The following is an 11,651-nucleotide window of genomic DNA, read 5'->3' as shown; positions in this document are numbered from 1 at the left end:
AGGCCGAGCGCCGTCATCACCGTCATCGCGCGGGAGGGATGCGGCATCCGCTCCCCCGCGGCCGGGCGCGGCCGCCGTGCGCCCCGCAGCGCCGCCAGGCCCATGGCCCCGACGACCAGCAGCAGCGCCCACAGCACCGGCGCGATCAGGCGCGCCCCGGTGCCGACGTCGGCCATCGCGACGAGCATGAGCGCGGCGGCGGCGAATTCGGGCACCCGCGCGCGGCCACGGTCGGCGGCGACGCAGCACGCGCCGACCGTGGCGGGCGCGAGGGCCCACAGGTGGAGGACCTCGCCCACGCGCTCAGTGGTGGCCGTGGTGGCCGTGCGCACCGTGATCGTGGGCACCGTGATCGTGGGCACCGTGATCGTGCGCACCGGCGACGGGACCGTACCCGCCGGCGTGCGCGGCCGCCGTGCCCGCCGAGCAGTGGTCCGAGACCGGGGCTGGGATGTGCAGCGCGGGGTTGCGCTCGAAGAAGTTGTACGGCTTGAGCGTGAACTTCGCGTAGTCCATGGGCATGACCGGCCAGTCCTCGTTGCGAGGGAAGTGGGTCAGCCCGAAGGTGTGCCAGACGACGAGGTCCTCGCCCACCAGGGGCTCGTCGCCCGCGATGAACTCCGGGATGCCGCCTCCGCCAGGGTGCTGGTTGACGAAGTCGCCCGCGGCGTAGCGCTCGGCCGGGTCGTACTTGGTGACGAACAGGTTCTTCGTCGCGAACGCCGCCCGCGAGGCGATCGACGACGCGTCGTCGGCGAGGAGGATCGGATGCGCCTCCGGGAACAGGACGTACGAGGTCGGCTGACCGAGCGAGGTCGTCTTCTCGGTCGAGGCGATCTGCCAGACGCGGCCGACCGATCCGTCCGCGACGCGTCCCGAGACCGCCTCGCTCACGATCGGCGTCACCTTCTTGGTGAAGGCGTTGCCCGCCGGGTTGCCCTCGGAGATCGGCACCCGCACGGCGTCGATCTCGTTGACGACGTTCGCCTGCCCGTCGACGGTCATGTCGAGTCGCGCGGAGAAGAGGTGCTGGTGGTAGGGCGCACCCAGGCCCGGGGCGACCTGCGACGCGTAGGGGTAGTCCTCGCCGGGGTACGACGAGGTGAACAGGATGCCGGTGAGCTTGGCCTCGCACTCGATGGTGCCGTCGAGGTACAGGTACCAGAAGAACCCGTAGTCGTAGTTGCCGACGGTGGTGAAGAAGGAGATCACCAGGCGTCGCTGACGGCGCACCTCGTTGGATCCGGTGAAGAGGTCGGTGTGCTTCCACAGCGACCCGAAGTCCTCCTCGTGCATGCAGACGGCGTTGCGCACCGTGCGGGGCGAACCGAGCTCGTCGGAGAGGACGGCGTCGACGTAGGTGATGTCGCCGACGCAGTCGCAGCCGAGCTCGAGCTCGTTGGTGTAACGGCCGAACAGGTACTCGCCGGTGTCGAAGTAGTTCTGCCAGAACCGGTTGGGCGCGGGGTCGGCGTAGGGCACGACCATCTCGCTGATCGATCCGCGGTACATCACGGGTCGCCCCTGGAACTGCAGCTGGCGGAGGATCAGGCCCTCGCGGGTGTCGAAGCCGATGCGCAGGTCCCAGTCGCCCCAGGTCACGTGCTCGTCGTCGACCGTGAAGCTCGCACCCTCCGGCTGGGTGATCTCGATCGGCTTGAGCCCCTCCAGCGGCGGGCCCTGCAGCGCCGGGTCGTCGAAGTTGCCGCTGGTCTGCGGGATCTCGAACCCGGGCGTATCGACGATGCGGATGACCTTCCGCGCGGCCACGTCGATGTAGGCGGTCAGCCCGTCGACGGGGTGCGCCCACGGGTGGTCCTTCGGGTGGAACTGCTGGAAGGCGAAGGTGCGGAGGATGCGCTTGCCCTCCTCGTCGCCGTAGCCGTAGTGGCCGGCCGACAGCGGCACGAGCACCACGTCGTCGACGCTCAGTCCGCGGGCGGCGAGCGCCGCGACCCACTCCGGGTCGGCGCCCGCGATGAGACCGACCTCCTCGAACTCGGCGTCGAGGATCGGGAGCTGCCCGGCCGTGCCGTCGAGCACGTGCTCGCTCACGACGCTGCCGCTGCCGAGGGACACCACGAGGTCGCTCGAGCGGGTGGTCGTCATGTCGAGCAGCTGGACGCGGGCACGCCGCTCGGGGGCCGGGCCGCCCTGCTCCCACGCGAGGATCTCGCCCTTGGCGGGCTCCTCCAGTCCGACGTACGCGAACCGCGTGCGGTCGGTCGTGGTCGGCAGGTCGAGGACGATGGCGCGCACCGCCTCGATCTCGGCGGCGGTCAGGGAGGCGAGCGGGTGCGCCGGTGCGGCGGGCGTCGCGGCGGCGAGGTCGGCGGTGAGGGTGTCGGTCATGAAGGGATCTCTCTGGTGCGGGTGGGGCGGGAAAGGGAGGGCGGGACGCCGTCAGCCGGCGATCGCGTCGGTGAGCTTCGCGTAGGCGGCCGGACGGCGCTTCTTGATCCAGGCGGCCTGGAGGTAGCCGAGCACGGGGAAGACCACGACGAGCGCGAGCAGGAACCAGCTGAGCCCGCCGAAGACGGGAGCGCCTTCGGCGTCGACGTCGCCGACCATGATCGGGAAGTAGGCCACGATGAGCGCCGCCGACAGGATCAGACCGAGGAAGCCGAGTCCGGGCGCGATGATCGTGTTCCAGGCGCGGGTGTCCTTGCGGGTCTTGAGGAAGTACGCGATCACCGCGACGGATGTCAGCGCCATGAGGATCGCGATCGCGAGCGTCGCGACGCCGGCGAACCAGGTGAAGACGGCCAGCACGGGGTCGAGCTGGAACCCGGCGAAGACCGCGATGAGCACCGCGGCGGTGGCCGTCTGCACGATCGAGGAGGTGTGCGGCGACAGGTGGCGCGCGTGCACCGACGCGAGGCCGTCCGGGAGGACCCCGGCGGAGGCCATCGAGTGCTGGTAGCGGGTGACGACGTTGTGGAACGAGAGGACGCAGGCGAACATCGACGTGATCAGCAGGACGTTGGTGATGATCTCGCCGGTGGCCCCGAGGTAGGTGGCCATCGTGCGGAGGATCAGGCTGCCCGGGTCGGCTGCGGCCTCGTCGACGACGCTGCCCGGACCCCAGGCCATCACCAGGCCCCAGGAGGCGACGGTGTAGAAGACGCCGATGCCGATGACGGCCATGTACGTGGCGCGCGGGATCGTGCGGTCGGGGTCGCGCGCCTCGTCGCGGAAGATCGCCGTCGCCTCGAAGCCGATGAAGGCCGCGATCGCGAACATGAGGCCGACGCCCGGCGAGCCGCTCACGACGTTCGCCGGCTCGAAGGGCGCCAGGCTCAGTCCCTCCGGACCTCCGCCGGAGAACACGACCACCGCGACGAGCACCGCCACGATGCCGACCTCGGCGATCAGGAGCACGCCCAGCACCTTGCTCGACAGGTCGATGTGGCGGTAGCCGAGGATGCCGACGAGCCCGATGATCAGCAGGGCGAACAGCCACCACGGCAGCGCGACGCCGGCGTAGGTCTCCACCGTGTAGCTGAGGATGAAGCCGATATAGCCGTACACCGACACCTGGATCGTCGTGTACGTGAGCATCGCGACCCACGCGGCGGCGAGCCCGGTCGAGCGGCCGAGCCCGTAGCCGACATAGGTGAAGAACGCGCCCGGACGCGGGATGTGGCGGGACATCGCGGCCAGCCCGACGGCGAACAGCAGCAGGATGACCGCGCTCACCGCGTACAGGGCGGGGAAGCCGACGCCGTTGCCGAGCAGGATGCCCAGCGGTGCGGCCCCGCCGATGACGGTGAGCGGGGAGGCGGCGGCGACCACCATGAAGACGATCGCGGTGGCGCCGAGGGAGCCGGTGAGCACCCGCTTGGCGGATGCCTCGACGCCCGGGGATTCGAGCTGGGTCATGGTGTTCCTCTTCTGACGGTGGTGCCGGTGGCGGCGGACGGGTCGACTGCGACCAGGGTCGCGGGCCGCGATTGCCTCACCGTCTCGGGGCCGTGAAAAACCGGCGCCGCCGAACGGGACGGTCGGCGTCGCCGTGTCTCATTCGGGCGACACGAGCCCGAAACACGGCGGTAGCCACGGGGCAACGGCGCCCGGATACCGTCGAGGCGATCCCCGGGAGGTCGCATGACAGCTCTGGAGCGCGCGATCGCGCGACCCGATCCGGTGCACGACTTCGCCGCACGCTCGCCGCTGCACGGCCTGGAGCGGCGGACGGTCGGCTTCGCCGACGTGCTCGCGCAGTCGGTGGCCGCCGTGGCCCCGACGGCGGCCGCGACGACGGTGATCCTGCTGGTCGCCGGCGCCGCCGGAGGCGCGACGGTGCTCGCCGTCGCCGTCGCGACCCTGCTCGCGCTCCTCGTGGCCTGGACCGTCAACCAGTTCGCCCGGCGGCTGGCCGCCAGCGGGTCGCTCTACACGTACGCGGCGCGCGGGCTCGGCCCGTCGGCGGGGCTCGCCACGGCCGCCGCGATCATCGTCGGCTACGCCTTCATCTCGGTGTTCGCCCTGCTCGGCGGCGCCCACTACCTGTCGCTGATGATGTCGAGGGTGTGGCCGTCCGCGCCGGCACCGCTGCTGTCGGCCCTCTCCCTCGCCGGCGAGGCGGCGGTGCTGGCGATCGTGCTCGTGCGCGGCATCCGCCTATCCTCCCGCGTCGCCCTCGTGGTGGAGGCGGTGTCGGTGGCGCTCGTCGTGGCCCTGCTGATCGCCCTTCTCGTGCACATCGGGCCGCTGCAGCCCGAGGCGCTGTGGCCGTCCGCGCCCGGAGGGGTATCGGCATCGGCGGTCGCCGCGGGCGCAGTGCTCGCGCTGACCGCGTTCGTGGGGTTCGAGAGCGCCGCCACCCTCGGCGTCGAGGCGCGCTCGCCCCTGCGGAACATCCCGCGGGCGATCGTGTGGACCGTGCTCGTCGCCGGCACGCTGTACCTGCTGGCCGCCTACACGCAGGTCGCCGGCTTCGCCGCCGCGGGCCGCGACCTCGTCGCCTCCGAGGCGCCCATCGACGAGCTCGCCGCGCTGTTCGGGCTGCAGGGGTGGGCTGCGGCCGCCGACGTCGGCATCGCCGCCTCCTTCCTCGCCTGCGCGCTCGCCTCCACGACCGCGCTCACCCGCGTGCTGTTCGCGCTCGGCCGCGACGGCGTCGTGCCGCCGCTGTTCGGCCGCGCCCATGCCCGTCACCGCACCCCCATCGGCGCCGTCGCCGTCGCGGTGCCCGTGATCGCCGCGATCCCGCTCGCGCTGGTGGCCGGCGGCATCCGCCCCTGGGACGCGATGGAGTCCGTCATCGTCGTCTCGGCAGTGGGGTACATCGTCGCGTACGCGATCGTCTGCGTCGCCGCACCCCTGTTCCTCCGCAGGATCGGCGAGACCACCGCGTGGGCGGCCGCCGTCGCGATGGTCGCCGCCGCGGCGATCATCGCGTGCCTGGGGGTCTACCTCGTCGTGGAGGCCCAGGTGGGCAACCCGGGCGTGTGGATCTCGATCGCGCTGGCGGCCGCGGCGGCGGCGCTCATCGCGTGGCGGATGCGGCCGGGCGCGGCGCGGCTGGACGGCGTCGGCGGGTACGACGAGCCCGTCGCGGCGCAGGTCCTCGGCGGCGTGGCGCGGAAGGAGGGGTGATGGACGGCCCGGCGCCCGGTCCGGCGACGGGCCCCGCGGCGCCCTCGCTGACGGCCCGCCAGCCGCGCGCGGTGCACAGCGCCCTCACCGTCCTCGAGGCGGTCGCCGCTCTCGGCCCGGGCACCACGGCGCGGGAGATCTCCGAAGCGCTCGCGATGCCGCGCGCCACGGCGTACCGCCTGCTCAATCTCCTCGTGCAGGACGAGTTCCTCGTCCGCACCCCCGACCTGAGCGGCTTCGCCCTCGGCGCGAAGGTGGTCCATCTGGCGGTCGCGGCAGCCCCAGTGCACGTTCCGCGCGCGGCGCACGCCGTCCTGGCACGCGTGCGGGGACAGGTGCGCGGCGGCATCCACCTCGTCATGTACGTCGACGGCCGGGTCGTGGTCGCCGACGCCGACCCGGACTTCCCGCTGTCGGATCCGGTGCGCCTGGCGCGCGAGCCCGAGCGCTACGCCGTCGGGCGCCTGCTGCTGCGGGAGCGCGACGGCGGGGACACCGCCGACCGCGACGACCTCGCGCGCTTCGGCGTCGTGCGCCGGGAGGCGGCGACCACGGGGTGTCTGGCCGCGCCGATCCGCGGCGACGGCGGCGTGCTCGCGGGGGCGCTCGCCTTCGCCGGCCCGCCCCGCCGGGTGGCCGATCCCGCCGACACCGCCGCCATCCTCGTCTCCGCCGCCGCCGAGCTCGCCCCGCTCCTCACCTGACGCAGCCCCTTCTTCTTCCTTCCTCTGCCGAGCCGACAAGATTCGCGCGAACCCACACGCTTCTGACGCGCAATATCGTGTCGGTTCGGCAGCAGCGTGTCGGCTCGGCGAAGAGGGCGGTGGGAGGCGCGAGGGGGCGTCAGGGGCGGGCGCCGACGGCCGCCGGGCGGTCGGGGTGGTTCGCCCACTGGCTCCAGGATCCGACGAAGAGAGCCGGGGTGAATCCCGCGAGCGTGAGGGCCAGGGCGGCGTGGGATGCGGAGACGCCCGACCCGCAGTAGATGCCGACCGGCTCGTCCGCACGCGCCCCCGCGGAGACGAAGCGCGCGCGCAGCTCCTCGGGCGGGAGGAACCGGCCGTCGGCGGCGTTGCTGTCTACCGTCGGCGAGTTGATCGCACCGGGGATGTGCCCCGCGCGCGGATCGATGGGCTCGGTGTCGCCGCGGTACCGTTCCGGCGCCCGGACGTCGAGCAGGATGCCGGTGCCCGCAAGCGCCGCCGCCTCGTCGATGTCCAGCTGCGGCAGGAGCCCCGACGTGACGGTGACGGTGCCCGGCGCACGGGGCGTCCCGGGGCCCGGCTCGAGGGGCAGAGCGGCATCCCGCCACGCCGCGAGGCCGCCGTCGAGCACCCGCGCCGGAATGCCGGCGTCGGTCAGCATCCACCACGCCCGCGCCGCGCCGTAGGTCAGCCAGTCGTCGTACACGACGACCGTGTCCCCCTCCGACACCCCCCAGCGGCGGACGGTCTCGGCGAACACATCGGGAGCAGGGAGCGGATGCCGCCCGTCGGTCGGCGCGCCGTGTGCCGCGAGGTCGTCGTCGAGACTCACGTATTGCGCCGACGGCACGTGCCCCTGCTCGAACGCGGCGCGGCCGTCGGGCGCATCGAGCCGCCATCGCACGTCGAGCACGATCGGCGGCGCCTCCGCGTCCAGCAGTGCGGCGAGCTCGGCGGCGGTCACGAGAGGGTGGGGCATGCTCCGACGTTATCCTCCTCCAGTCCGCGAGCCGACACGATCCGCGCGAGCCGACACCTCCCGCGCGGTTCTCATCGTGTCGGCTCGCACACAGCGTGTCGGCTCGCGGGATGACCAGGAGCGGGGGCGGGAGGGTTCAGGCGATCGCGGTGCGGCGGGTGAGGTCGGGGCGGCGGGGCGGGACGACGGCGTTGGCGACGGCGATGACCAGCGGCAGCGCGACGGCGAGCGCGGCGAGCAGCCACCACGGCACGTCCGCGATCGAGAGCTCCCGCCCGGTGTCGGCCTGCGACTGCAGCAGGAAGCCGATGGGCGGGAGGATGCCGGCGGCGGCGCCGGCGAAGGTCCCGAATCCCACGATCACGAGCCCCTGCCAGAACCCGATCCGGCGACGGAGGCCGTCGGTGCCGCCGACGGCGGTGAGCGTCGCATCGTCGGGGCGCCGCTCGAAGCGCGCGAGCCCGAGGGCGACCGCGCTCGCTCCGACGACGAGCACGGCGACCGCCACCAGCAACGGCACGAGCCAGGACTCGGCGCCGATCGGCCCGGTCTCCACCCAGACCGACGCCGCGTAGTCATCGTTCTGCAGGTTCTCCCCGAGCGCCCGGAGCCGATCGGACTGCTCTGTCGTCGGCGCCCCGTCGAAGCCGCCGTAGACCATGAGCGGCACCACCTCGATGCCGAGCTCTTCCGCCGTGGCCGGGGAGACCGCGACCTGCACCGCCTGATGCGGGGCGGCGACCACGAACGCGTCGAGACCCTTCGACCACACCGGCTCCTCGATGTCCTCGCCCGGCCAAGGCCGCAGCACATTGGTGGGCGCGCCGCCGAACTGCCACTGCCGCTCCGTCCACGCGGCGACCTCGATCCGGCCGTCGGTGACGAGGCCCGCATCGGTCACGAGCGCCGCGCCCGCGTCGTAGGCGGCGCGCTGCCGCTCCGTCAGGCGGATGCCGGTGACGGTCTCGATGTCGTCGACGGCGATGACCGAGATGTTGTTCTGCGGGTCCGCGAGCTCGGTCGAGTATCCCCATCCGTCGACGCTGGCGGGATCGATGAGGTTCCGATCGGGTCGCACGGTGGTCGCGCGGAGCAGGTCCTCGGGGATGTCCGCCTCGCTCTCGGCCCAGAGGGGCTGCTGCCGTTCGGCGACGCCCGTGGCCGTCGCGCCCACCTCGCGGTAGACCGCGACGGTCTCGGCCGCGGCCGCCTCCGCCTGCTCGCGGGTGAGCAGGTCCGGGGTGCGCGAGTACAGCGAGCCGATGGCGGTGCCGACCGGGGCGGAGTACGTCCACGAGCGGGCCGTCTGCCCGGTGACCATCCCGCCCATGCCGACGGCGAACACCCCGGCGAACACGGTCGCTCCGATCGCCGCGAAGGCCGGCACGGTGCGCGCGCCGTTGGCGACGGCATCCCGCGAGGCGATCCGTGCGGCGATGCCCAGCTTCGACAGCGCGAGCGAGGCGAGCCAGAGCAGCCATCGCCCCGACAGGACGATCCCCAGCTGCGCGACGATCGGTCCGACGATGATGCCGACGGTCGGCAGCCAGCGCAGCGGCGAGTCGTACGGGATGGACGAGCTCGCCGTGACGGCCGCAGCGGCGAGGCCGGACAGGATCGTGAGGGCGACACCGCCGACGAGCATGACCGATCCCCAGATCGGACGCGACGCGGTGACCTTCTGCGGGCGACGGGCGCCGCGCAGCGCGCTCATCGCATCCGACTTCGCGACACCGCGGGCCGGCATGAGCGCCGCCGCGGTCCCGACGAGGACGGCGAAGACGAGGATGCCGACCAGCAGCAGCCACGGCACGTGGAAGCCCCAGAACTGCGTCGCGGAGCCGTTGTCCACGATCGCGAGGGTGAGCGCAGCCAGGCCGATGCCCAGGGCCACCCCGACCACCCCTCCGACGAGGCCCAGCACCGTGCCCTGGAGGAGGACGGTGCGCCGGAGGTCGCGCGCGTCGGCGCCGACGCTCGCCGCGATCGCGAGGGCGCGCTGCTGCCGGCGCGCACTCACCGCGAACGCGGCGCCGGCGAGCATGACGACCATGTACCCGGCGGCCACCCCCGCCGCGCCGAGGCTGGCGGCGAGCGCGAGCCTGTTGTAGAAGTCCTGGGTGGCACGGTCGAGCATCCACTCGCCGTCGACCGAGAACGGCGGCGGATCGAGGACGACCGCGCGGGCGTAGGCGATCATGCCCGCTTCGTTCAGCTCCTGCACGTCCGCCCACGAGAGCGCGCTCTCGGGCAGGTACCAGCGCCGGTCGGCGAAGCGCTCCGCGTCGGCGAACACGACCGCGCTGTCGGCGTCGGGCAGGTCGGCGACCTCGATCGTGCCGGTGATCGTGTAGTCGCGGTCGTCGCTGCGCAACACACCGCCGACCGCGACGCCGGTCCGCTCCAGGGTGGCCGGCGTGACCATCACCTCGTCGTCCGTGGCCGGGGCGCGGCCGTCGATCACGTCGAACCGCCCCGCGAACCGCGGATCCCACGCGGCGCCCGCCCAGGCCTGCACCGCCGCCACCCCGGCCGCGGTGTCGATCCGCACCTGACCCGAGCCGATCGGCACCGTCTCGGTGCCTGCGGGAAGGGCCCCGAGCGGATCGGTCGGGATCGCCCCTTCCGGCTGCTCGCCCCCGCCGCCGTCGGCATCGCGCGGGTAGCCGTTCCAGAACGGCTCGCCCGGCGCCTGCCAGAACCCGGCACCGGCCACCCCCGCGGGCTGCACCCAGGCCGCCATCCGGCCGAGCTCCACGTCGGCGCGCTCCTCGGGCGTGCCGATCATGCTGTCCACGAAGATGGCCGCCCCCGCCATCGCCGCGATGGGCAGCGCCACGAGGGTCATGATGAGCAGGCTCGACACCCACGTGCGACGCACCTGACGCCGAGCCAAGCGCCCCGCCACCCGCCACCTCGCCCACCGCGACGACTCGAGTCCCGGCTGCCGGGCGTGCGGATCCGTCCCCACGGACTCCGCACGCTCCAGCGTGCCGGTCACCGCGCCCTCGCCAGCAGCGAGTCGGCGCCGTCGCGCTGCGACTGGTCGATGATCCGGCCGTCGCGGAGGAACACGATCCGGTCGGCCCACGCCGCATGCCGGGCCTCGTGGGTGACGAGGATGCCGGCCGCACCCTGATCGACCCGCGAGCGGATCATCTTCATCACCGCCTCACCGGTGACCGAGTCCAGCGCGCCCGTCGGTTCGTCCGCGAGGATCAGCCGCCGCCCGCCGACGACGGCGCGGGCGATCGCGACGCGCTGCTGCTGACCTCCGGAGAGGTCGTCGGGGTACGCGTCGAACTTCGCGTCGAGGCCGACGGAGACGAGCGCATCCCGACCCGCACGGCGCGCTGCGCGGGCCCGGAAGCCGTCGAGCTCCAGCGGCAGCGTCACGTTCTCGAGGGCCGTGAGGGTCGGGATGAGATTGAAGTCCTGGAAGACGAATCCCAGGGAGCGCCGCCGCAGCTGCGCGAGTTCGCGGGTGGATGCCGTCGACAGGTACGTCCCCTCGACGACGACCTCGCCGGTCGTCGGCTTCTGCAGGCCGCCGGCGATGGAGAGCAAGGTCGACTTGCCCGAGCCCGAGGCCCCCATGATGGCCACCAGCTCGCCCTTGGCGACCGTCAGATCGACGCCCGACAGCGCCGAGACGCTGGTCGCGCCCGCGCCGTACTGCTGGGTGACGCCGATGAGCTGGAGGACCGCGGTCACGCGCGGGCCGCGCTCTCGGCGGCGGGGCGGAGCGCCGGCCGGCCGCGCTTGGGCCGCTCGGTGGACAGCTCGAGGGCCATCGCATGCTGGGGGTGCATCGCCAGGCGCTGCTCGGTGTGGTCGAGCCAGCGCACCTCCGCCTCGGCGGAGAAGATCATCGAGTCCACGACGAGCGACCAGGCGAGCTCCTCGGGACCGTCGGGGTTCGCTCCGGCGTACTTCGCGCGGTTGAGCTCCTGCAGCTGCGAGAGCGAGGCGAGGCGCTGGGTCTGGATGACCTCGGAGACGTCGACCCCGGGGAGCGTCGCGGCCACGGCGAGCTTGATCGCGAGCTCGTCGCGGGTGCCGTGGCTGCGTTCCACGGGGGACGACAGCCAGGCGCGGACCTCGGCGGATCCCGCCTCGGTGATCTGCCAGTACACGTGGCCCTGCTCGTCGACGTCGCCCTTGGCCACCAGGCCGTCGCGCTCCAGCCGGTCGAGTGTGTTGTAGATCTGGCCGACGTTGAGCGGCCAGGTCGAGCCGGTGCGCCGGTCGAACTCCGCCCGCAGCTGGTAGCCGTAGCAGGGGCCCTGATCCAGAATGGCCAGCAGGCTCTGTCGCACCGACATCCGCGTCTCCCTCGGTTGCACGACCGGGTGCATACCCGGTAT

The 11,651-nt window shown here is 73.1% G+C and carries 8 protein-coding genes and 1 pseudogene; 2 read left to right on the top strand and 7 right to left on the bottom strand.

Translation table 11 applies throughout. The features are described from left to right. The 3 genes and pseudogenes from QQZ13_RS06195 to QQZ13_RS06185 form a co-directional block, all read right to left on the bottom strand. Positions 1-362: pseudogene (locus QQZ13_RS06195) on the bottom strand (hypothetical protein); the annotation flags it as partial. Continuing rightward, positions 304-2,352 (bottom strand): primary-amine oxidase, encoded by a 2,049-nt coding sequence (locus QQZ13_RS06190; RefSeq protein ID WP_284528220.1) that lies wholly within the window; start codon positions 2,350-2,352, stop codon positions 304-306. The pseudogene QQZ13_RS06195 and the gene QQZ13_RS06190, both read right to left, overlap by 59 nt. 51 nt (positions 2,353-2,403) lie before the next feature. Next, the gene (locus QQZ13_RS06185) at positions 2,404-3,882 is read right to left on the bottom strand and encodes an APC family permease (protein WP_284528219.1); all 1,479 of its coding nucleotides are present in this window, start codon (positions 3,880-3,882) and stop codon (positions 2,404-2,406) included. Between the two features lie 225 nt (positions 3,883-4,107). Here QQZ13_RS06185 and QQZ13_RS06180 point away from each other — a divergent pair, with 225 nt between their 5' ends. Together QQZ13_RS06180 and QQZ13_RS06175 are read left to right on the top strand one after the other, a co-directional pair. Further along, a complete protein-coding gene (locus tag QQZ13_RS06180) occupies positions 4,108-5,601 on the top strand; it encodes an APC family permease (protein ID WP_284528218.1) in 1,494 nt (497 codons plus the stop codon). Continuing rightward, positions 5,601-6,305 (top strand): helix-turn-helix domain-containing protein, encoded by a 705-nt coding sequence (locus QQZ13_RS06175; RefSeq protein ID WP_284528217.1) that lies wholly within the window; start codon positions 5,601-5,603, stop codon positions 6,303-6,305. Before QQZ13_RS06180 ends, QQZ13_RS06175 begins: the two co-directional genes overlap by 1 nt. Positions 6,306-6,444: 139 nt before the next feature. Here the strand turns inward: QQZ13_RS06175 and QQZ13_RS06170 are convergent, their stop codons facing one another. From QQZ13_RS06170 to QQZ13_RS06155, 4 genes are all read right to left on the bottom strand, one after another. Then, complete coding sequence (locus tag QQZ13_RS06170; protein WP_284528216.1) at positions 6,445-7,284, bottom strand: sulfurtransferase; 840 nt, start codon at positions 7,282-7,284, stop codon at positions 6,445-6,447. Between the two features lie 136 nt (positions 7,285-7,420). Beyond that, the gene (locus QQZ13_RS06165) at positions 7,421-10,285 is read right to left on the bottom strand and encodes an FtsX-like permease family protein (RefSeq protein WP_284528215.1); all 2,865 of its coding nucleotides are present in this window, start codon (positions 10,283-10,285) and stop codon (positions 7,421-7,423) included. Next, positions 10,282-10,998 (bottom strand): ABC transporter ATP-binding protein, encoded by a 717-nt coding sequence (locus QQZ13_RS06160; RefSeq protein WP_284528214.1) that lies wholly within the window; start codon positions 10,996-10,998, stop codon positions 10,282-10,284. The genes QQZ13_RS06165 and QQZ13_RS06160 overlap by 4 nt, the downstream gene beginning before the upstream one ends. Continuing rightward, positions 10,995-11,609 carry a PadR family transcriptional regulator gene (locus QQZ13_RS06155; RefSeq protein WP_284528213.1) on the bottom strand — a complete coding sequence of 205 codons (615 nt, stop codon included), beginning with the start codon at positions 11,607-11,609 and terminating at the stop codon, positions 10,995-10,997. Before QQZ13_RS06155 ends, QQZ13_RS06160 begins: the two co-directional genes overlap by 4 nt. Between the last annotated feature and the right edge of the window lie 42 nt (positions 11,610-11,651).

It is taken from the genome of Microbacterium sp. T2.11-28, from assembly GCF_950097975.1.
In the GTDB taxonomy this organism is placed as follows: Bacteria; Actinomycetota; Actinomycetes; order Actinomycetales; family Microbacteriaceae; genus Microbacterium.
The sequence above is the reverse complement of the archived record's forward strand: the minus strand, read 5'-3'. Positions and strand labels throughout refer to the sequence as shown.

What these genes read in the sequence shown, in the direction of transcription:
- QQZ13_RS06170 (WP_284528216.1), bottom strand. Translation starts at nt 7,284, where the DNA reads ATGCCCCACCCTCTCGTGACCGCCGCCGAGCTCGCCGCACTGCTGGAC.
- QQZ13_RS06155 (WP_284528213.1), bottom strand. Translation starts at nt 11,609, where the DNA reads ATGTCGGTGCGACAGAGCCTGCTGGCCATTCTGGATCAGGGCCCCTGC.
- QQZ13_RS06180 (WP_284528218.1), top strand. Translation starts at nt 4,108, where the DNA reads ATGACAGCTCTGGAGCGCGCGATCGCGCGACCCGATCCGGTGCACGAC.
- QQZ13_RS06175 (WP_284528217.1), top strand. Translation starts at nt 5,601, where the DNA reads ATGGACGGCCCGGCGCCCGGTCCGGCGACGGGCCCCGCGGCGCCCTCG.
- QQZ13_RS06190 (WP_284528220.1), bottom strand. Translation starts at nt 2,352, where the DNA reads ATGACCGACACCCTCACCGCCGACCTCGCCGCCGCGACGCCCGCCGCA.
- QQZ13_RS06185 (WP_284528219.1), bottom strand. Translation starts at nt 3,882, where the DNA reads ATGACCCAGCTCGAATCCCCGGGCGTCGAGGCATCCGCCAAGCGGGTG.